The organism is Anaerosporobacter sp. (assembly GCF_031551385.1).
Taxonomy (GTDB): Bacteria; Bacillota; Clostridia; order Lachnospirales; family Lachnospiraceae; genus Anaerosporobacter.
Genome location: NZ_JAVBNS010000252.1, coordinates 1 through 22,500, shown reverse-complemented (window position 1 = coordinate 22,500; position 22,500 = coordinate 1). Strand labels below are relative to the sequence as shown.

Here is a 22,500-nt window from a genome sequence, read left to right as displayed (position 1 = left end):
TTATAAGAGTACCATAGATATAATAGAGTTAACAAGAGTTTTATAGGTAATTACGAAACTCAATTTATGTTGTGTATGCTTCTTGCTTCGCGTACATTAACACAAAACACGCGACACATCTAAGTACTTCTAGGTGTATACAGATAAAATATCCAAAAGGTACGGAAACGCCCTCGATTCGGCATCCTGCCTCAGCTCGGTCTGGCTCGGCATCCATGCCTCGCCTTCCTAGGTTGTACAGTATACACCAAGAAGTACTACAGATGTTTTGCTATCGTTTTTTAGTTAATGTACGCGAAGCAAGAAGCAGGCAAGTATATTGAGAGTTTCGCAATTACCTATTAACAATAGTTTTAAAAGAAAAGGAGCACAATTTATGAGTCAAATAGACAAAAACACATTTGCACTAACTCCACCTATGGGTTGGAATAGCTATGATTATTATGATACTACTGTTACAGAAGAGGATGTCAAAAAAAATGCTGACTTTATGGCAAAGCATATGAAATCTTCTGGTTGGGAATATATCGTTGTTGATATCGAATGGTACGCTTATAATGTAGGTTCTATGCGTGACAAATATCAATATATCCCATTTGAAAAAGTTGCTATGGATGAATATTCTCGTCTTCTTCCATGCCCTGACCGTTTTCCTTCTGCTGTTGACGGAAATGGCTTCAAACCATTAGCTGACTATGTACACAGTCTTGGTCTTAAATTTGGTATCCACATTATGCGTGGAATTCCTCGTGCTGCTGCTCATATGCATACGAAAGTTAAAGGGACAAGCGTTACTGCAAATGAAATCGCAGACCCTAGTTCTATCTGCTTCTGGAATCCAGATATGTACGGCGTAATTCCTAATCATCCTGCTTCACAAGAATACTATAATTCTTTATTCGAACTATATGCTGAATGGGGCATTGATTTTATCAAATGTGATGATATCTGCCGTATGGATATGCCTTCTGCAAAGCAAGAAATCGTTATGCTTCATGAAGCAATTAAACACTGCAATCGCCCTATGGTATTAAGTTTATCTCCAGGACCAGCTAAATTAGAGGAAGCTTGGCATTATGAACGTTACGCAAATATGTGGCGTATCACAGATGATTTCTGGGATCACTGGCCATTACTATTAAATATGTTCGAGCGTTGTGAACATTGGCAAAACCATGTTTCAACTGGTTGCTATCCTGACTGTGATATGATTCCTGTTGGCTCTCTTGCTAAAGGATTTAATGACGAGAGAATGACTAACTTCACAAAAGATGAACAGATTACTATGATGACACTTTGGTCAATCTTCCGTTCTCCAATGATGTTGGGTACAGAGCTTACTACTCTTGATTCTTGGACACTTGAGCTTCTTACTAACAAGAATGTAATGCACTTATTAAGTGGCAGTCATGGTGCAAAGCAACTTATGCGTGATGATAAACAAGCAGTTTGGCATTCTGAGGATATTGAAGAAAATGTTACGTATCTTGCTATCTTCAACTTTGAAGGCGAAAGAGAGATAGAATTGAATACAGAATGGTTAAACCTTGATTCTTCTATTGCTACAGAGCTTACAGAATTATGGATGAATGAAGTATTAACTTTAGAACCTAATTTCAGTGGTGTTGCTATTACTGTTCCTTTTCATGGTGCTAAGTTATATAAAGTAAGACAGAAGTAATTTTTATTTATATTACTGGTTTTATTCTGACTCTCACTTTATACTCTCACTAAAAAATGAATCACAATTGCATAGAAAGAGAGCTTTTTCTTTTGTATAAATGAAGTTACCATACTTAAAGCATGCCAAAGGAAAAGCTCTTATGCACTCTACAGGCATCACAGAGATACCTGTAGAAATCATGCACTTGTTTTTATTTTAATCAATTTTCAATGTATATTACTATTTTCATTTTTACATTAGCTATTATTACTTATACTCATATCCATTAATTGAAATTGATTCCAAATTATCAATGTTTAATATATCAAAAAAGGAAGTATTACGTATATATTTTCCTTCTTTACACATACTAGAATATCTTTCAGAGTTTTCTTCTACTAACCCCAATTCTTTTAATGTAGAATTGGTTCCATCTTTAAATTTTAATGTGATATCTGCAATTTTAATTTCTTTTTCAATCATGCTCATTGATGTTTCTTCCCCAATTCCTTCAATACGTAATCCAATCGGTGACATCATAATTTTTGTGATACTATTTATATCTTCTGTACTGTTCCAGATAAAACGAGTAAAGCTTTTACTTGTATCTAATTTAATAAGCTGATCTGATTCTAGTGTATCTGGTTCTAAAACCTTTTGATTAAATGTTACAAAAATATCTCCATCATTTTTGGGGAATACTGAATTATCATATCCATTATATAATTGATAAGAAAAACTTATCTTACGATATACTTTATAAGAGTTTGTTTCTTCCTCATAATTCATATGCGTCATAAAATAACTAATCCTATACTCATCCGTATCCGTTGTAAGAGCCATTTCAATTTGTTTTTCATTCAATATAGCTTTATTAATAAGATTTTTGTCTAGGGATTCTCCAGTTTCACTTTCTACAGAATAGACAAGTAACCCTATTCCTAATTCCTCATCACATAAATATTCTTCTATTTTAAATCGCAAACCATCTACTACGATTGTTTTTGAATCTGTAACAATACTATTTTGAATATCTGTGCTTTCAACATTTTTACCATGAAAGAAAGCATTAAATAGATATTCATTTTTACTAATTGCATAAACCGTTGTAGGTATCAATAATAAAATTACAACTATTGCTGCAATTTTAAAATATTTTTTTATTCCTATCGTCTTATTAGGAGATTCCTTTTGTTTACAAGATATAGACTCCATTCTTCTTCTTGTTTCTTCTAATTTTTCTTCTCTTAATTCAAAAGAATTCATTCCTGATTTATAATCTTCTTTAAGCATAGTCATATCCTCCTTCTATTAAAACCTTTTTTAATTTTTGTCTGGCTCTTGTTAATTGCGACGTAACTGTTGATTCTTTCATCTCTAACAAGCTGCTGATTTGCTTAATAGATAATTCCTCATAATAAAATAAATGAATCACTTTACGGTATTTTAGAGGAAGCTTCATTACTTCATTGAAAATCTGGTCAGTTTCTTCCTCCTGTGCCATATAGATATCCTCTAATGGAACTGTACGTTTAAAATATGCAGATCTATATATTCTTTTGCATTCATTTAATGTAACTTTTATTAGCCATGCCTTTCTATGCTCTTCTGTATCAAGCTCCTTTTCACTTTCCATATACTTCAAAAAAGTAGTTTGAAATACATCTTCCGCTAATTGTATGTTTTTTGTATAGGTAAGTGCTATTTTATACACCATATTTGAGTATAAGTACAATACTTCTTCTATTTCATTATTAGAACGTTCACTTATATTTGCCATATAAATACCTCCTTTCAAAAGTAATATCCCATAGGCTACCAAAATACTGCAACTAATTTTTACTTTTCACTTAAAAACTTAAAAATGAAACATAGCTACATAGAAAAAGAGCTTTTTCTTACGAAAAGAAAAGCTCTTATGCTTATTTTAGATAAACTTCCGTTTTGATATACGTTAATTAAATTACAAAAGCGAGTCATTTTTGAAGTGACTCGCTTTTGTTGTTTCCGAATATAAAAAAACAAGAATACTTTTATTGGTTAAGATACGCCTGATACTTAATTGCCTCAAGTTTCTCTGCCTTCTCAAGAACCATATCATTCAATCCATCTGCATATGTTCTCAAGCGTTCTCTTAATTCCAAATCTGCAGTTGCAAGAATCTTTGCTGCTAACAATCCAGCATTTAGAGCTCCATTAATTGCAACGGTTGCAACTGGAATACCTGGTGGCATCTGGCAAATTGAATATAAACTATCCACTCCACCAAGAGCTTTTGTCTGAACTGGAACACCAATAACAGGAAGAACTGTCATGGCAGCAGTCATACCCGGCAAATGCGCCGCTCCACCTGCTCCCGCTATAATAACTTCAATTCCTCTTCCTTCTGCATTCTTTGCATAATCAACCAAACGATCCGGTGTACGATGTGCTGAAACAATTGTTAATTCATATTCCACTTTTAATTCATCTAAAATCTCTGCTGCCTTACTCATAACTGGAAGGTCCGAATCACTTCCCATGATAATCCCTATCTTTGCCATATTATATCCCCTCATTCTATTATTTTAATAGGTAATTGTGACACTCCCCATATATTGAATACTTCTTGATTACTGTACGATAACAAAGAAGCTTAGACACATATAAAATAGAGTTTTGCAATTACTTAGGTTTAAGTGTCAAAAGTTATTAATAACCTTGACAATGAGCACAAGAGTATGTTTAAAAAATGCTCTTGGTAATTAATTATTCAATCATCAATTTATTTATCCTTGTGTATCAACAACGTAGACATGCAAAACTTCACTACCTACCCTTGCTTATTTGCTGGTGTACTCTAACGAAAAAATGATAGCGAAACGCCTATAGTACTTCTTAGTGTGTACATTCGTAACCTAGGAAGGCGAGGCATGGACGCCGAGCCAGCCTGAGCTGAGGCAGGATGCCGAATCGAAGGCGTTTCCGTAACCTTTCAATATCTATCCGTACACACTTAGAAGTTCTTAGAGGTGTAGCGTATTTTTTGTTAGAGGATATCAGCAAATAAGCTTCGAAAACGTATCAAAGTTTTGCATTATAAACATTATAGTACACAAGTTTAAAAGCTAATCTTCTCATGTGCAAAACGAACTGCTTCAAGCGCTTCCTCAATCGTAGATGCTGTCGCTGTTATATGTCCCATCTTGCGACCAACTGCAACTTTTTCTTTTCCATATAGATGAATCTTTACACCAGATTTTTGATATGCTTCTTCAAGACCTTGCACATTGGCATCTCCATTTGTTTGACCAATAACATTCTTCATCGCTGTTGGGCGAATAAGTGAGGTATCACCAAGTGGTTGTCCAAGAATCGCACGAATGTGATTCTCATATTGTGATGTAAAGCAACCTTCAATTGTATAATGACCTGAATTATGTGGTCTTGGTGCTAATTCATTAACTAGGATATGTCCATCTTTCTTTACGAACAATTCGATACAAAGCATTCCGCAACAACCAAATACTTCAATTGTCTTCTTTGCAATTTCCATTGCTTCTTCCGTACTTTCCTTAGAAATCACTGCTGGTACTGTTGTTTCATCAAGAATACTATTCACATGAACATTCTCAGCAACAGGGAACACTTTAATATCCCCATTTGCACTTCTACAAACAAGTATGGATACTTCCTTTTCAAAAGGAACGAATTCTTCTATCATCAATGGAAGTTTTCCAGCTCCAAGGCTTTCATAGGCACTTTCTACTTCTTCTCTTGTTTTGATGATAGCATTTCCTTTTCCATCATAGCCACCTGTACAAGTTTTTAAAATAATCGGATAACCGTATTTTTCACCAGCTTGTAATATTTCATCAACTCCATTTACACCAAAATAATCAGGCACTGGAATTTCATGCTTACGAAGCCAATCTTTTTGATTCAATTTATTCTGAATATGAAGTAACGTCTCACTTGATGGATATACTTTATGTCCTTGCTCTTCTAACAATTGCAATGCCTTAACATTGATATGTTCGAATTCATATGTTACTACATCTACACGCTCTGCTAATTGCTTGATTGCTTCCACATCATCAAATCCAGCAACAATATGCTCATCCGCAATACTATCTGCAGGGCAATTCTTTGTTGGGTCTAAAATCACGAAATAATAATCCAATCGTTTCGCATCAAGAATCATCATTTTTCCAAGTTGTCCGCCGCCAATTATACCTATTCTATGCATATCTATCCCTGTGCCTTTCATTCTTGTATCTGTTTATGAGTCAACCAATATTTTTCAAAGCCTTATAACAACTATTCCAGACTGTGTCCTTCCAGTCACGATTTTCTGAATAGTTACTCATTTTTTTCTCATTCTACGACAATTGTACTATCGCAAGATAGAGCCGTCAAGAATATAAAACCGAATGATACTTTAGAAATACTTATGTTATTTATAACTAGCGGCATGAAACAATCTTTTTATAGAGTAATTTTTGCTTTTACACGAATATCTTCACAAGAACTTCCCACACATATGTTATATTCTCCAGACTCTTGGACAAACGCTTTCTCCTCTACATTATAATAGGAAAATGCTTCTTCTCCAAGTGAGAATGTTACAATCTTAGATTCATTTGGTTCAAGCATAACTTTATCAAATGCTTTCAATTCTAACTCTGGACGTTCTACCTTGCTATCCACAGGAGATACATAGATTTGAACAACTTCTGCACCTTTACATTTGCCTGTGTTTGTAATTCGTACTTGCCCTGTTACTCCATTCGAATTATCTATCTTTAAATCATCATAAGTAAATGTGGTATAAGATAATCCATGACCGAAGCAGAACTGTGTAGGAACTTTCTTTGTAACATAATAACGGTATCCTACTTGGATTCCTTCTGTATGACGCACTTCCAAGTCTCCTGGGAATTCGCCAATGCAATGTGCTGGTGAATCGCTAATTGTAATTGGGAAAGACTCTGGTAATTTTCCAGAAGGATTTACATCACCAAATAATACTTTCGCAATTGCACTTCCCCCTTCCATTCCAGCATAAGAAGTCCAAACGATTGCTTTCGCATCCTTTTCCCATTGTCTCATCTCAACAGGTGAACCAGCTATCATTACAACAACTGCTTCTGGTTTTACTTCAAGAACTGCTTTGATTACTTCATCTTGTCCATAAGGAAGTACTAAATCATTACGGTCTCCTCCCTCTGTGTCGTAATCATGATTCAATCCGCCAATTATAATTACCTCATCAGCTTCTTTTGCCACACGAACTGCTTCTTCTAATAATTCTTTTGCCACTTGATTCTCAGATGCTTCTTCTACTTTTCCACTGCGATTTACAATATCCTCAAGGCTGCTTTCCTGCCAGTTCACATCGTTCTCATCCTTTTTAGGTTCAATATAGTAACCTGATGCATATGTGATTTCCGTATTTCCACCAAGTAACATATTGATTCCTAGCAATGGTGATATCTCATAGAGTGATTTAATTTCTGCACTTCCTCCACCATTACTGTGAATCATATCTCCGTTCTGCCCGATAACTGCAAGCTTCTTTACATTTTTACTAAGAGGAAGTCGATTGTTCTCATTCTTTAATAATACAACTCCCTCTTCTGCTGCCTTACGAATTACTTCCCTATGTTCAGGTGTATTATATGTTCCAGCTTTACGCTCGCCATCAAATACATGCATACGTTCCATCATCATAAGGATTCTACGCACTTTCGCATCAATTCTTTCTTCTGCTATCTCTCCACGTTTTACTGCTTCTAACAATGGATTTGCCATAAAATACTCATCAAAGTTATATGTTACTGACATCTCTATATCAAGGCTTGTCCCTGCTGCTTGTTTTGTGTCATGTACGCCACCCCAGTCAGAAACTACAACACCATCATATCCCCATTCTTCTCTAAGGATATCATCAAGTAAACATTTGCTATGGCAGCAGTGCTCTCCCTTATAACGGTTATATGCTCCCATAATAGAATAAGATTCCTCTACTGCTGCTTCAAACGCTGGAAGATACAGTTCACGAAAAGCACGATCATCAATAATCGCTTCTACCTCAAGACGTTTTGTCTCTTGACTATTCGCCGCAAAATGTTTCACGCATGCAGCTACATCCGATTCTTGTACGCCCTTAATTAGTGGCACAGCTAGTTCCTTAATTAAATAAGGGTCTTCACTCATATATTCAAAATTTCTACCACAAAGTGGACTACGTTTTATATTAATTCCAGGGGCTAAAATCATATCTTTTCCACGTCCCCTAGCTTCTTCCCCTAATACCTGTCCAACTTGATATGCCGCTTCACGATTCCAAGAAGATGCTAATGACGTATTACTTGGCAGATACGATACTGCATCATAAGACAAACCGATTGTCTTCCAATTCGCATTCTCAAAGTCATTACGCACTCCCATCGGTCCATCAGAAAATTTAAGCTCTGGTATCCCTAAACGTTCTACTCCTGCTGTTTTAAATAAACCATTTCCATGAATCATCCCAATTTTTTCTTCTAATGTTAATTGCTCTAATAGTGATTCTATATGACGTTCTTGTTCCATTGATAATTTCTTCATATTAACACCTATGCCCTTCTCTCATAATTCGTTCCTAATCGCTTGCCAACAATCATGTTAGCAACAGCTTTGTCATATTTTATCATACATGATACTTCTATATAAATATACCATCATTATTTCATATAAACCTCTCCACTTTTTAGAGGGGGGTGTTCAGCAAAATTGACAAACTATTATGTTAATTGTATAATAACTATAACTGTCTAAATGGTGCTATCGCAAGGTGTTTTTCATGAGTAACTATCATAAAAATGGATTTCGAAGCGCCTTAATAATAGTAAGGAGACTATCCGTGTCAGCACTACGAATTAATTTAAAAAAGAAATTTACATTAAAAATTAAGAATCAGCTTTATTCTGTGTATCTGTTCGGAATACTAATTCCTGTTACTCTCATTGGCTGTTATTTAATATTAAATACGCAGACACTTTTGAACCGTCACCATAACGCTCAAGTTAATTCTGATAATATACGTGTTCGAAGCATCATTCTTGATATTACTACTTCTGTAAAAAATATTGCGGATGAAGTTTTCTCCGATGAGCAACTACAAAGAATTCTTTCCAAATCATACTCTTCTTCATCAGAAGCGAAAGTAGCAATCGGTAATTACGACAAATTCAAAAAATATACTTCTCGGTATGCCGAACTATCAAGTATTACTCTATATACTATGAATGATACCATAGAAGATTATTCGAATTTCAAACAAGTTACACCTGAGATTCAGCGCTCAGATTGGTTTAAAGAGGCCTCTAACACAGCTAATTATCTCTGGCGTACACAAATGGTAACGGATTCCAAAGGTGCTAGTCCTACTAATGAGTTATCTTTTTCCTATCGTATTCCCATAACTCAAAGGGGTGATTATGCAATACTTGTTATAAATATCAGCAATAACAATTTGAAATCGCGTATTAATAACAACACGCTTAAAACGGTTATTACGGTAAATAATGATCCTATCTTCTACGGTAATGATAGAAATTTGAATGAAACACTTGATTTTCCTATTGATTACACACAAAAATATACTACTTACACAGGAAATTCTGTCTACAATGGCGAGGAAGTTCTTTTAGATTTATCCACATTAATACCTCTTCAAAGCCAAGACAAATTATATATTATAACAATTGACCCCAATGCAATCAAGGATACACGAAAAATTCTACTTATTTGTGTTGGAACACTATTATTCAGTATGTTTGTACCTTTGTTAATTGTAATTCTCTATACAAATCATTTTTCTAATCGTATCAACACGCTTCGCTCAGAGATGCATAAGGTTAGTAGAGGAAACTATAATATTATTGATAACTTCACTGGAAACGATGAGTTAAGCGAAGTATACTTTGACTTAACCACCATGATTGCAAGTATTAAAGCAATGGATAAGGAAATTTACGAAGGTAAGATTAGTAAACAAAAACTAGAAAACCATCAACAAAAGATGGAATTTGAAATGCTCTCTAGTCAAATTAATCCACACTTTTTATATAACACGTTGGAAACGATTCGAATGAAAGCATTTTCCAATAAAGACAGAGAAGTAGCTACCGCTGTAAAGTTACTTGGTAAATATATGCGCCATAACTTAGAGAGTACAGGTACTACTACTAGTTTAGCGACAGAATTGGAATATATTGAAGTTTACTTATCTATTCAGAAATTGAGATTTGGTAAGAAAGTTAATTATGAAATTACTGTTGAACCTGGCTTTGATACAGAAAAGTATTACATCCTGTCTCTTCTTATTCAGCCTATTGTTGAAAATTCAATTATACATGGTCTTGAAGAAGTAGAAGAACACGGACTAATCCACATTGATGTATCTACAGATACTTCCAATGACGTACTTATCATTGCTGTATCTGATAATGGTATTGGACTTACAAAAAACGAACTTGATAAACTATTAACCAAAATACACTCACGTGATAAAAAACCACACTCAAGTATCGGAATATATAATATCTATCAACGTATAAAACTATGTTATGGACAAGACTATGGTCTTGCTATAACAAGTACTCCAAACGAAGGTACTACCGTGAGTATTATATTGCCTTTACATTACAATTGGGAGGATTTACAAAATGCTTAAACTTTTTATAGCTGACGATGAAGCAACCGTTAGGGAAGGCCTCAAAAACATTCTTGATTGGGAGGAACTTGGATTTTCTTTATGTGGTGAAGGTACAAATGGTGTTAATACCCTAGATAGTATCCTAACACTTAACCCAGATCTTGTTCTTCTTGATATTCGAATGCCTAAAATACATGGTACGGAAGTAGCTCGTCGCGCAAGAGCAGATGGGTTTAAAGGTCAATTCATTATTCTTAGTGGATATTCCGACTTTAAATATGCACAGGAAGCCATTCGCTGTGGCGTTGCTTACTATCTAACAAAACCGGTCGACGAAGATGAACTTCTTGATGCCGTTAAATCAATACACCAAACAATTATGAGCGAAAGACAACATAGTTCCAATATGGAAACCTATCGCGAAAAGGCAAAGGATACGATATTACGAGATATGATTAAGGAAGGGAAATCTTCTACCCTCGGAAGCATTGCCAATTCCGAATCTATCGATTTAAATCTTGCTGATTTAAACTTAGTTGCTGACAGCTATCGTGCTGTTATTCTTGATGGATATTATCCACAAGATACTGACTTCTATAACACATTCTGCAAGTTACTACGCGTATCCTCTGTTAAGAGCCGTAACATCGAACGTGTAAGCATAGCAGGACAAGATGTTGTTATTATCAAAGGTGAGATGTTACTTAAACAATTTGATATTGTTCTTGCTAATATGGAAGCAACTCCAAGAGCGCCTGAATTTTCAAACTTATTCATTGCAACAGGACGTATTATATCAAACATTAATGACATCTACTTCTCTTACCATGATGCTTTAACGCTACTAGGCAGAAGATTTTTCTGTGATAAGCATCAACATATGCTCTCACCTGCACAATTGCCTACCTTAGAGCAATTAACTTATACAATAACAGAAAAAGACTCGTCACATTATTGCGAGACTCTTTATCAATACATTCAGACATACAACCGTAAGGGAATTGAACAGTCACTAGACGAACTCAAGAGCAACCTCTTCTGTTCTCACGAATCCATTGATTCCATTCAATCCTTCTTAACAGGTATCTTCCTACAACTGAAACATATGATTGAACAAAATTATAGTGATAAGGATATCCCATTACAGAGCAATTCAGAGATTATTGAGTTCATTCATCATTCTCGTTACCTATATGAGATTATCAATTATTTTGATGAACAGTTTGATGAGGTAATTAAAGCTATTGGCAACTCCTCTAGCGATAGTGTAATTGATGATATCCTATATTACATTCGCTATAACTATAAGAACAATTTGAAACTGGATACATTAGCTCCTATGTTTGGCTATAACAGCTCTTATCTTGGCAAAGTATTCAGCAAGAAAGTTGGCTCTAACTTTAATTCCTATGTTGACCAAGTTCGCATCGCACAAGCAAAGGAAATGTTATTACAAGATAATCTGAAAGTATACGAGATTAGCAAGAATGTAGGTTATAAGAACGTGGATTACTTCCACAAGAAATTCAAGAAATATGTCGGTATCAGCCCTGCTGAATATAGGAATCAACAAGGTATTCAAGAGGAAGAGTAAACGAAAGAAGCTGACCAAAATAAGATTTTTTTTGAGTCAGCTTCTTTATTTTAGGATATATAATTATTCTTCTTTTGCTTTAATCTAATATAATCTTCATTACAACTGGATATTCACTTTGAACGTTTTTCGTCTTAATTGCTAATCCTTTACCATCTACTGACCATTCTGGTTTTTCATCAAATCCTAGAACTTCTACGCCACGGATAATGCCATGGAATTCTGGTTTGTTTTGGTCTTTTGCTTCTGCTAAAGAACGAACGATTACTTCTCCATCTGCTGGATAGTTAAGGAATGTTGCATAGAGAGCCTCTCCTCTTACAGTGAATCGAATATCTTCCCTTGTGAACTCTGTTACATTCGCATCTTGGAATTGACCTTCCTCTTCTCTTGTAGGGCCTTCTCCTGCTTTTCTCCAGACTTTACTTTCGTAGATTGCTTCGCCATTCACTTTTAGCCATGCTCCAACTTCTCTAAGGATTTTCGCATCTCCTTCTGGAATTGTACCATCTGCTTTTGGCCCGATGTTTAACAGCATGTTTCCATTCTTACTAACTACATCTATTAAATCAATAATAATTTCTTTTGAGCTCTTATAGTCATTCTCTTCTGTGTAGCACCAAGTATTTCTTGCTACCGCTGTATCCGTTTGCCAATAGAATGGTTTCTGGTCTGCAAATTTACCTCTTTCGATTTCTACAATTCCACTACCAAACATAAATGCATCATGTTTGTACGTAATTGCAACTTCTTCATTCCATTCTTCACCACGGTTATAGTAGTAAGCTGCTAATTTTCTAAGATATGGCTTGAACGATTCATGTTGAATCCACCAGTCAAAATACAATACTTTTGGTTTGTAATTATCAATAATCTCGCAAGTACGAATTAACCAGTCATCAAGAAACTCTTTCGTTGGATATGGAGTGCTGAATAAGTCTTGGTTATCTGGTTCTGGCATCGCTGGCCAATAGAAATCGCCACGAACCATAGGATCTTTAATATCACTATCAAACTCTTTTCCATGTCCCATAAAGAACCAGTGCTCTGCACGATGAGACGAGGTACAGAAAGTAAGACCTTCCTTCTCGAAAGATTCCTTTAATTCACCAAGAATATCTCTCTTCGGACCCATCTCGTATGAATTAAAGTGAGAAATCTCACTCTTATACATCTGGAAGCCATCATGATGCTCTGCAACAGGAAATACATATTTCGCTCCTGCATCTTTTAATATACTTGCCCACTCATCTGGATCAAACTTCTCTGCTGTAAACATAGGAATGAAGTCTTTATATCCGAATTTATTCTGTGGTCCATATGTTTTTCTATGATGTTCATATGCTGGCATTCCCTCAATATACATGTTTCTTGAATACCATTCATTCGAATTCGCTGGTACACTATATAGTCCCCAGTGAATGAATATACCAAACTTGGCTTTCTTAAACCAAGTAGGTACTTCAAAATCCATGAGTGTCTCCCAGTTTTCTTTAAATCTTCCTTTTGCTATAACCTCATCAATTCTTTGTAATTGTTCTTCCATATTCTCGAATGAACTCCTTTCGTACTTGCGGCAGATCTAAAGTCACACCTATTCTTTTATTACTTTACTCTAAATTGTTGAACTGCATCTACCAATTCTTTCGCATTGATATCAAGTGCTTTTGCTGCACTATCAAGCATCTCTACTTGTTGCAATTGCTCTTTCGATGTTTCATTAACTGCAGTTGATGATGCCGCATTCTCTTCTGAAACAGCAGAGATACTCTCAATTGCAAGCAACGTATTCATTCTTGCTTCTTCAATATCAGATATACTCTCCGTAATCGTCTTAATATTTTCAACAAGTTGTTCTACACGACAATTGATATCTCCAAATGTTTTCTCTGTATCATCTACTGCATCTTTTTGTTGTCTCATTCCTTCTCCAGCCGCACGTACATGCTGTACACTTGTCTGTACACTTGCTTGAATCTCACTAATAATACCATGGATCTGTGCAACCGAATTCGTTGACTGGTCTGCTAGTTTACGAATCTCATCTGCAACAACAGAAAATCCACGTCCCGCTTCTCCTGCTCTCGCTGCTTCAATTGATGCATTCAAAGATAGCAAGTTCGTCTGCTCTGCAATATCATTGATAACAGATACAATATTTCCAATTGTTACTGACTTTTTCTCAAGCGCAGCAATTTCTTCTACAACTTGATTAATAATCGTATTCGTCGATTCTGTTTTTGTTTCAAGTTCCTTCATCTTATCTGTACCAGATGTAACTGCAGATTTTGTATCTTGCGCAATTGTTTCCATCTCATACGTATTCTTACTAACATTCTCGATCCTTTGTGATAATTGGTCCATCTGATGAAGACAATTTTCCGAATCACTTGCTTGTTGGTTAACACCTTGTTCGATTTCATCAATCGCAACCGATATTTCTCTCGTTGCCTTTGTAAATGTATTCGCTGAAGACGTTACTTGTACTGATGATTCTGAAACGGTATCACTTAGATTTTTCGTCTTATTAATTAATTCTTTCATACTATCCGTCATCTCTTGAATATTCTTTGCAAGAATTAAAAATTCATCCTTACGTCTTGTACGGAATTTAACGGTAAGATCACCCGATGCTACTAATTTAAGATTCTTAATTGTATTTGCAATTTCCTTACTGATACCTAATGTAATAATTGCACCTAATCCTAATGCAACAATACATGCAATCACTACAATAATAATTGTGATATTCTTAATATCCTCTGCTTGAGCGGTAATAACGCTCTTTGGCATCAATGCACAAATAATAGCTCCTGTTTCGCCAATTTTAGAGTGCATAAACATATATTCTTTGCCGTTATAATTAATATATTCGCTTCCTGAATCCTCTACAGAATCTAACTTCTCAAGGTAGAAATCTTCATCTGCAAATATAATCTCTGTTATTGACTCATCTGCTTGAATTTCTCTGCCATCTGCCGTTACAATTGCAACATAAGAACCATCACCAAAATCAAGACTATCTAATATACTTGCAATTGTCTCTGCATTTACATCAATTACAATTGCTGAATTTGACGTCGCAAATTTACGTATAAAGCGCATCGCATATCTATCCTTATTCACTTTAAATAATTCATCTACTGCATCACAAAATCCAAACCAACCACTCTTTTGCGTGGTTTCCATTATCTTCTTTCCTTCTTCTGAATTCATTAATGCAGAATAACTTTCTTCAGCTTTCACTCCAGATGAAGAAATAGGATTCACAATATCTGATAGAATATGTATGTCTTGTATAAAGATATCGGATACTTTCTTTGAATGCATCTTATTAAATAATGTTGTATTAATCGTCTGAATTTCTAACTTCTCTACTCCAGTATAGTTTAGGAAATACTTCGTTGTCATATCATCAAATTGAAACTCAATCGCTGCTGACTCAACAGAACTCAAACCGAATTCGATATACTGTGTCGTTAAGTCTAGGGTTTGCATACTAGCCTCTTCATGCTTTGAGATAATACCTATGGATGCTTTCGTATATGAAATAATACCTAGCGCAATTACAAATACAACTGGAACTAAAAAGCCAACTATTAGTTTAAATCCAATACTCGAACTTCTCTTCATATCCTTAGTTTCTTTTCCTGTTTTCTTTTTTATCATACCGTTTTTATTTTTACCTTTCACTCTTCTTTCCTCCCGAAAAGTATCCCCATTTTTCTCCCTAATCATTAATTATTTCCCCCACTTCACTCTACATCATATTACCTTTGTTTATCACCTCACCGTTTTTCTTATAGTTCGCCCATACATACATTTTATTACATATCACCAATAACTTCAACTATTACATAATAAAATACAACAAAAACCCACAATATTCTTATATCATATCTCTCAATAGTATAATACTTTGTACAAAACCCAATTTCAAAATCTTTCCCTCTGGATTCACTACAAAATATTATAGAATATAAACCAAAAAACCCTAGATGATTGATTCAGCACTCTCCTAACTAACATATGTTATCTTCAAGTGTGATTCAATCATCTAGGAAATCTAATTCAAATGAATTAAATAATTATTAATATTATTGTTCTCTAGCTGCATTACGTAAAGCAGTTTGTTGTTTAGCACATTCAAGGTCATGAGCTAATACTTCATCATATCCAAGACCTTTAACAGTATCTTGCATGTTCTTTAATAAGCTGTAAAATTCAGCTTCATCTTTAGCAAATACCATTTTCCATGAATTTTCAACAATGATTGCTTTACATTGGCTACGTAATGTAGTTACTTCAGAAGTTTCTACTGGTGCAACGAAGTCAGTACCAGGAGCAACAAGAATTTGATTGTTGTTTCTTACGTATTCAACAGTTGACAATGCATTTGTTTGTTGTTGCCAATCTGTATCAATTGGTGTAGAGTTCATTTCGATTACTGATGGCCATAATGTATAGTTATAAGCATATCCTGATTCAGGGTTAATATCTGTAGTAATTACAGTTGAGAAGTTGATAGTTGAAGCACCATCTTTCCATGATCCGCCGCCCCATTCTTCTGGAACTGTTCCATCACCATTTAATAAAGCTTCTTTACCAAAATCAGTTAATACAGGTTGTCCGTCTACCATTTCCCAAGTTAAACCTTCTGGTCCACAAGTACCTGCTGTTTGAGCACATGAGTAAGTGATACCTTCTGGTGAGTATAACCAGTCAATGAAATCCATCATTCTTTCTGGATCTTGAGCTTTAGAACCAATACCTACAACATATTTAGCTGAACCATTTGGTGTACAACCATATGAGAATACTGTTTGATCTTTAACTGGAATGAACATAAATCCTGTACCTGCTTCTTTATGTTCTACTGTGTTATAAGCTGCTTGACCTAACCATGGCCATGGAGAATATAATACAGCACCATCTTGGTATTTAGCATATAAAGTATCATAGTTTTGAGTTGTTGATTCTGGATCAACTAATCCCATTTGATTTGCATCGAAGTACCATTTTAATACTCTGATGTATTCTGAATCATCTTCAATAATACTTTGATCTTCTGAACCATCTGCTTTAGAGAAAACGAAACCAAGTTCATCATATCCGTAGATTGTTGCTGGTTGTTTACCCATACACATCATGTTACCATCCCAATCTTTGAATAAAGAAATACCATATGCTTGTTTTCCTGAATCAGAAGTTGGATGTGCGTCTTGCATTTGTTTTAATACTGGTAAGATATCTTCAAGTGTGTTGATTTCTGGATATCCTAATTCTTTGTAGTAATCCCAACGAAGGTAAGTTCCGAATGTTAAATCAAGACCTTCTGAAGGATTTGTTGCTGGTTGAGAAGAAACTGATGAAGGAATTCCATATAATTTACCATCATTTGAAAGAGTCTTTGCTACATCAATAGCTCCTGTATATTGAGAAACATATTTTGACTTAGCTGCCATCTCTGTTAAATCTACTAATAATCCTGCTTCAGCAGTATCAGCTAATCTACCATTTTCTGTACCTATCATTACAAGGTCACCTAAATTACCAGCAGCTGAACGAGTTTGGAATAATGTATCTCCACCACCAGCTACGTTTGGTGCAATAATGTTAAGTTCCATGTTGAATTTGTCTTTTACTACTTTTGCAAACCAACCAGATTGAATACCTTGATAGTTTGCTTGTGCACAGAATACATCAACTGTGATAAACTTGTCATAAGTTTTTGCTGTATCAGTAGTATCTGTTGTGTCTGTGTTAGCAGTATCCCCTGTGTTATCTGTTTTTGTGTTTTCTGTTTTTGTGTCTGCTGAAGAATTGTTTTTCTTGTTATCTTCTTTCTTACCACAGCCCACCATTGTTGTACCAAGCATTGCTACAACTAATGCAAGTGATAAAACTCTTGCTACCTTTTTCTTCATACCTATATCCTCCTTTTTGTTGTTGCCCATGTTACTAGACAATCTATATTCAAAATTAGCGCTTGATTGTTTATTCAGATAACATGTTTATATCTCCAAACAAACAATCTTTGCTGCCAACCATGAATGACATTGTGCATCTTAACCCTTTACAGAACCAATCATAATACCTTTAACAAAGTATTTTTGGAACATTGGGTAAATACATAAGATTGGTAAAACTACGATTACGGATACTGTCATACGTACAGATGTTGATGTCTGTTGTGTTGCTAGTGCCGCCATATTCTGTGTTGTACCTACACTGTTCTTAATTAATGTTGCAAGTGAACTTGCTTGATTAATATAAGAATATAACATATATTGTAATGTCCATAAGCTTTGGTCAGTAATATAGATTAATGTATCTTGGAATGAGTTCCAATGACCAACTGCTGAGAAAATTGCTACTGTTGCTAAAATCGGTGTTGATGTAGGTAAAATAACTCTTCTGAATATCTTAAGTACACCTGCTCCATCAATTTCTGCTGCTTCTTGTAATGATTTTGGTATTGATTCAACATATGTTTTAACAAGAATAACATTAAATGGTTGAACAATACCTGGAATAACGTAAACCCAGAATGTATTAGTTAAATGTAAGTTTTGCATTGTTAAGTACATCGGTATCAAACCTGCATTGAAGTACATTGTAATTACAATAAAGCGATACCAAAATTTTCTTCCCCACATCTTATCTTGTGTAAACATAAAGCCTAAGAATGCAGATGTTAACACGGTTGCTATTGTTCCAATTACTACTCTAGCGATTGATACAAATACTGCTGTTGAAAGTCCTCTTAATTTAAGAACCTCAATATAGTTTCTTAAATGAATTTTTTGTGGCAAAAAGTTAATAAATCCATTCGCTGATAAATCGTTCGCACTAATTGTATTAATAATTAAATAATAGAAAGGATACGCACAAATAATAGTAAACAGAAGGAATACTCCGTAATTTATAATGCTAAATGTTACATCACCTTTAGTCAGTTTTTTCTTTTTTTTCATTTCTACTTTTGTCGACATAATTACTCTCCTTTCCTGCTACATGATTGACTCGCCACGAGTTTTCTTAGATACAAAGTTTACTACACAGAATAGTATTACACTAATTAAACTCTTGAGCATGCCAACTGCTGTTGCTAATGGAATAGAGTTCGAACCAATACCTAATTTGTATACATATAAGTCAAGTACTTGAATATGTTCCATGTTGAATGAGTTACTGAATACGAAGTATTGATCTAAACCATTTGTTAAGAAGTTTGCCACTGACATCATTAATAATACGAAGAACGTTGGCATTAATGCTGGCAATGTAATATGTCTCATTAAGCGGAATCTTCCTGCACCATCAACTCTTGCTGCTTCATACAATTCTTGGTCTGTACCAGCAATTGCTGCAAGATACATGATTGATCCCCAGCCTAAGCCTTTCCATGTTCCCCATAGAAGCATCCATATCCAAGTATGTGCATCACTATCAAGGAACTTAACAACGTTTGTAGTAATTCCCATGTTTTGAAGTAAAGTATTAACCATACCTGAATCTGAGAATAATGCGAATGCTACTGAATATACTAAAACCCAGCTGATAAAGTTTGGTAATGTTGTTAATGTTTGTACTACTGTTTTAAACCATTTACATTTGATTTCATTTAAGAACATTGCAAACAATACTGGTAAAAACGAAGTAACAATGGTAAGTGCACTCATTGCAAATGTGTTTCTTAAAACTTTCATTAATTGCGACACTTGTGTTGAGTTACTAAATAAGAACTTAAACCATTTCCAACCAACAAACTCACACTGTGATAATTTTAACGGTGCTCTGTAATCGTAAAATGCATATCTCCAACCGTTAAGTGGATAATATGAGAATAAAAATACTAATACTAAAAACGGCAATACTAATAAGAACAATTTCATTCCCGATGGTACCATCGTCTTTTTCTTTTGTCCAACTACTACTGCTTTATTGGACTTCCCTGACTTTTCCATGTCCATTCCTCCCTGCAAATGTATTAACCACTCAGTAATTATGATTAACTTGTAACTAGATTCTATCATTTTGTTGTGCAAACTGATACTATCATAATTCAAGATTGACTATATTAAAAATTAGACTTCCTAATTTCGCATCACATTTACTAATAGATTGCCCTAAAAGTCCCTTATTATCCATGTATTATGCCTATAAATATGGATTTTGTGTGTCTTTTTCAAATCCTTTGTGCAAAATATACAATCCAAATTAGATATCGAAAAAATCCAATCCTCTAATTTTCACTGTACAATTCAGCGGTATATTCTTGTTGTATTCTTGTACTTTTTAGATTACTATGATACTAAGGTCAAAAGGTTTTGTGTTTTAGGATTGTGAGTGCATGAAACGTGTAGCAATCCGTGTAGCAATTACAAGTCGTATATTATTAGGAGGTGCTTTAATGAAGCTAAATATAAACAGTCCTTTTTTTCAATTCATGAGCTCATTGGCAGACTACATCTTACTTAACTTCTTATGGTTAATCTGTTGTCTTCCAATTGTAACAATCGGGGCTTCTACCACAGCTCTACATTATGTAACAATGCAAACTGCCAGGGAAGAACATGGATACATTGCAAGAAATTTCTTTCGTTCTTTCAAAGAAAACTTCAAACAGTCTACAATTATATGGGTAATCATGTTTCTTGTTGGTGCAATACTAACATTCAACGTATCATTTTGGTTCACAATGAAATCAACAACAGGCAACATTCTTGGTACACTTGTTTCAGTCGCATTGCTTCTATATGCATTCACACTCTTTTATGTGTTTCCACTTCTATCAAGATTTAATAACACCGTAAAACAAACTATAAAGAATGCATTTTTTATTTCATTACAGAATTTAAAACAGACTATAATCATTACAATTACTAATGTTTTGATTGTTGTCATTGCCTATGTATTCCCAATCTTCTCTATCTTCCTAGTTGTATTTGGCTTCGCGTTCTTTGCCTATGTAAACTCTTATCAATTTGTTAAAGTGTTCAAATGCTACGAACCAGAAGATGAAATCATTAATGAAGAAGAACAAATCGCTTTACCAGATGACGAAATCGTTCAATAGGTATCTATATATCCAAAAAGGAAAATCCAATTTCATGCAATCACGAAATTGGATTTTCCTTTTCTATTACTTATTCATCTCATCAAGAGGTTTATTCAATTCTTCTGTACCAACTAGTACAAATCTTCCATTCTCAATTATTGTAATCTTCTCGCCATCCTTTTTATATACTGCAATTTCTCCTAACTCATCATATGGAATCGTAATATCTGTATGGCAATTAAAATACGCTTTTGTTATATCTGTCTTTCTCATAATTGAGCATTCATTGTCTTTTGCAATCATCTCTTTCCCATCAGGATTATGTGTGGCAACGTCTTCACTCATACTAAAACAAGTATCCCCCATTGCAAAATGTGGGCCTGTTTTTTCTGCAATAAGAATCGGTAATTTGTCTTGAATATCATACTTTCTTCCCATTACATAAGCCGTTGTGTTCGTTCCAATTGCAAATTCACCCATTGGCAATGTATCATGATTATATAGTAAATTCTCTTTAATGAATTTTTGATTCTCTTCTTCTTGCTCAAAATTCTTACATGTATATTCCGTGATTTTACCATCTTTCATTGTTAGTGCTAAGTCTATATATTTGTAATCACCTAGATATACTTCACTTACATGCAATACCCCCTCTGTTCCAGTAAGTTTTGGTGATGTAAACACTTCACCTACAGGGATATTCACATCTGCTAGACAATTCTCAAAACCTGTTTGCTTGCTCGGATCAGCAATCTCTTGTAGCATTACTCTTAAATCTGTTTTGTTTACGCCTGTTCCTAAGATATGGACATATTCGCCTTGGTCTAATGTATCAATCAACTTCTGTTGAATCTCTTTGTATAGGTTATAATCTAGTGTATTTACCTTTACTGTTTCATCAAAGATTTCTTCGAAATTTTCACCAATCTCAGGTACTGGATACGCTATTATTGTAAAGCTTCTCTCATCACCTTTGATATATTCATTCATAAGTAATCGTGAATCTCGACTGAACTCTACATCTAATTTCTGTTGCTTATCACTTAATTTGTTACAAGCTAGCTTACTTACTGGCGTAAACGGTTTCTCACCAAATGTTTCAATTACTGCTGGCCCTGCAAATAACGATGCTTGCACTTTGAATGCTTCATACGCTTTTCTTAAATGCGCAAGTCTCTTCTCAACATACGCTTTATCAAAAAATAATGCATAATCAAAACGATGGTCATAATCGTATTGTTTATTGAACTTGTTCACACCTGCTCTTCGAATTGTTGGTTTTAATCCTAACTTTTCAAATTGTTTAATAGCCGCACGTACCATACGCTCAAAACCAATTTCATAACGAACATTCACGATACCTTTTTTAGAAAGGTCGATATTCGCACAGATAAATCCTATTCTATAACCTTCTGTATAGGTAAATGCCATCGCATCTATCTTTTCTTGACTCAATTGGTTCATATACTCCGCTGTTTTTATTTCATTTTCCGTAA

General features: G+C 34.7%; 15 protein-coding genes. 4 read left to right on the top strand and 11 right to left on the bottom strand.

Going from position 1 to position 22,500, the window contains the following annotated elements; all coding sequences use genetic code 11:
* Window positions 1-385: 385 nt before the first annotated feature.
* On the top strand, window positions 386-1,681 hold the full coding sequence (locus RMR19_RS18870) for a glycoside hydrolase family 27 protein (protein WP_310605066.1): 1,296 nt from the start codon (window positions 386-388) through the stop codon (window positions 1,679-1,681).
* Window positions 1,682-1,930: 249 nt separating this feature from the next.
* Here RMR19_RS18870 and RMR19_RS18865 read toward each other — a convergent pair whose 3' ends face one another.
* The 5 genes from RMR19_RS18865 to RMR19_RS18845 all read right to left on the bottom strand — a co-directional run bounded on the left by RMR19_RS18865 (window position 1,931) and on the right by RMR19_RS18845 (window position 8,254).
* A complete protein-coding gene (locus tag RMR19_RS18865; protein ID WP_310605051.1) occupies window positions 1,931-2,956 on the bottom strand; it encodes a hypothetical protein in 1,026 nt (341 codons plus the stop codon).
* Window positions 2,949-3,443: a sigma-70 family RNA polymerase sigma factor gene (locus tag RMR19_RS18860; protein WP_310605050.1), complete on the bottom strand. Its 495-nt coding sequence runs from the start codon at window positions 3,441-3,443 to the stop codon at window positions 2,949-2,951. Before RMR19_RS18860 ends, RMR19_RS18865 begins: the two co-directional genes overlap by 8 nt.
* 253 nt (window positions 3,444-3,696) lie before the next feature.
* On the bottom strand, window positions 3,697-4,206 hold the full coding sequence (gene purE / locus RMR19_RS18855; RefSeq protein ID WP_310605049.1) for a 5-(carboxyamino)imidazole ribonucleotide mutase: 510 nt from the start codon (window positions 4,204-4,206) through the stop codon (window positions 3,697-3,699).
* A 557-nt stretch (window positions 4,207-4,763) separates the two neighbouring features.
* Entirely contained in the window at window positions 4,764-5,891 is a 1,128-nt protein-coding gene (locus RMR19_RS18850; protein WP_310605048.1) for a 5-(carboxyamino)imidazole ribonucleotide synthase, read from the bottom strand.
* 239 nt (window positions 5,892-6,130) lie between these two features.
* Entirely contained in the window at window positions 6,131-8,254 is a 2,124-nt protein-coding gene (locus RMR19_RS18845; RefSeq protein ID WP_310605047.1) for a beta-glucosidase, read from the bottom strand.
* Between the two features lie 295 nt (window positions 8,255-8,549).
* On the opposite strand from RMR19_RS18845, the gene RMR19_RS18840 reads away from it, so the two are divergent.
* Together RMR19_RS18840 and RMR19_RS18835 are read left to right on the top strand one after the other, a co-directional pair.
* Window positions 8,550-10,364, top strand: coding sequence for a sensor histidine kinase (locus tag RMR19_RS18840; RefSeq protein WP_310605046.1), 1,815 nt, complete (start codon window positions 8,550-8,552; stop codon window positions 10,362-10,364).
* A complete protein-coding gene (locus tag RMR19_RS18835; protein WP_310605045.1) occupies window positions 10,357-11,940 on the top strand; it encodes a response regulator transcription factor in 1,584 nt (527 codons plus the stop codon). The genes RMR19_RS18840 and RMR19_RS18835 overlap by 8 nt, the downstream gene beginning before the upstream one ends.
* Window positions 11,941-12,019: 79 nt before the next feature.
* Here the strand turns inward: RMR19_RS18835 and RMR19_RS18830 are convergent, their stop codons facing one another.
* The 5 genes from RMR19_RS18830 to RMR19_RS18810 all read right to left on the bottom strand — a co-directional run bounded on the left by RMR19_RS18830 (window position 12,020) and on the right by RMR19_RS18810 (window position 19,910).
* Window positions 12,020-13,486, bottom strand: a complete 1,467-nt coding sequence (locus RMR19_RS18830; RefSeq protein ID WP_310605044.1) for an alpha-L-fucosidase — start codon at window positions 13,484-13,486, stop codon at window positions 12,020-12,022.
* A gap of 59 nt (window positions 13,487-13,545) precedes the next feature.
* A complete protein-coding gene (locus tag RMR19_RS18825; protein WP_310605043.1) occupies window positions 13,546-15,633 on the bottom strand; it encodes a methyl-accepting chemotaxis protein in 2,088 nt (695 codons plus the stop codon).
* Between the two features lie 404 nt (window positions 15,634-16,037).
* Window positions 16,038-17,867, bottom strand: coding sequence for an extracellular solute-binding protein (locus tag RMR19_RS18820; protein WP_310605042.1), 1,830 nt, complete (start codon window positions 17,865-17,867; stop codon window positions 16,038-16,040).
* A gap of 141 nt (window positions 17,868-18,008) precedes the next feature.
* Window positions 18,009-18,935 carry a carbohydrate ABC transporter permease gene (locus RMR19_RS18815; RefSeq protein ID WP_310605041.1) on the bottom strand — a complete coding sequence of 309 codons (927 nt, stop codon included), beginning with the start codon at window positions 18,933-18,935 and terminating at the stop codon, window positions 18,009-18,011.
* An 18-nt stretch (window positions 18,936-18,953) separates the two neighbouring features.
* Window positions 18,954-19,910 (bottom strand): ABC transporter permease subunit, encoded by a 957-nt coding sequence (locus RMR19_RS18810; protein ID WP_331654795.1) that lies wholly within the window; start codon window positions 19,908-19,910, stop codon window positions 18,954-18,956.
* 446 nt (window positions 19,911-20,356) lie between these two features.
* Here RMR19_RS18810 and RMR19_RS18805 point away from each other — a divergent pair, with 446 nt between their 5' ends.
* A complete protein-coding gene (locus tag RMR19_RS18805; RefSeq protein WP_310605040.1) occupies window positions 20,357-21,022 on the top strand; it encodes a YesL family protein in 666 nt (221 codons plus the stop codon).
* Window positions 21,023-21,088: 66 nt separating this feature from the next.
* Here the strand turns inward: RMR19_RS18805 and RMR19_RS18800 are convergent.
* The coding region (locus RMR19_RS18800) for an aminopeptidase (protein WP_310605039.1) at window positions 21,089-22,500 on the bottom strand (1,412 nt) is incomplete at its 5' end.

Excerpts from the sequence above, each read along its gene's own strand:
- RMR19_RS18865 (WP_310605051.1), bottom strand. The coding sequence starts at position 2,956 with ATGCTTAAAGAAGATTATAAATCAGGAATGAATTCTTTTGAATTAAGA.
- RMR19_RS18860 (WP_310605050.1), bottom strand. The coding sequence starts at position 3,443 with ATGGCAAATATAAGTGAACGTTCTAATAATGAAATAGAAGAAGTATTG.
- purE (WP_310605049.1), bottom strand. The coding sequence starts at position 4,206 with ATGGCAAAGATAGGGATTATCATGGGAAGTGATTCGGACCTTCCAGTT.
- RMR19_RS18850 (WP_310605048.1), bottom strand. The coding sequence starts at position 5,891 with ATGCATAGAATAGGTATAATTGGCGGCGGACAACTTGGAAAAATGATG.
- RMR19_RS18845 (WP_310605047.1), bottom strand. The coding sequence starts at position 8,254 with ATGAAGAAATTATCAATGGAACAAGAACGTCATATAGAATCACTATTA.
- RMR19_RS18835 (WP_310605045.1), top strand. The coding sequence starts at position 10,357 with ATGCTTAAACTTTTTATAGCTGACGATGAAGCAACCGTTAGGGAAGGC.
- RMR19_RS18830 (WP_310605044.1), bottom strand. The coding sequence starts at position 13,486 with ATGGAAGAACAATTACAAAGAATTGATGAGGTTATAGCAAAAGGAAGA.
- RMR19_RS18820 (WP_310605042.1), bottom strand. The coding sequence starts at position 17,867 with ATGAAGAAAAAGGTAGCAAGAGTTTTATCACTTGCATTAGTTGTAGCA.
- RMR19_RS18815 (WP_310605041.1), bottom strand. The coding sequence starts at position 18,935 with ATGTCGACAAAAGTAGAAATGAAAAAAAAGAAAAAACTGACTAAAGGT.
- RMR19_RS18810 (WP_331654795.1), bottom strand. The coding sequence starts at position 19,910 with ATGGAAAAGTCAGGGAAGTCCAATAAAGCAGTAGTAGTTGGACAAAAG.
- RMR19_RS18805 (WP_310605040.1), top strand. The coding sequence starts at position 20,357 with ATGAAGCTAAATATAAACAGTCCTTTTTTTCAATTCATGAGCTCATTG.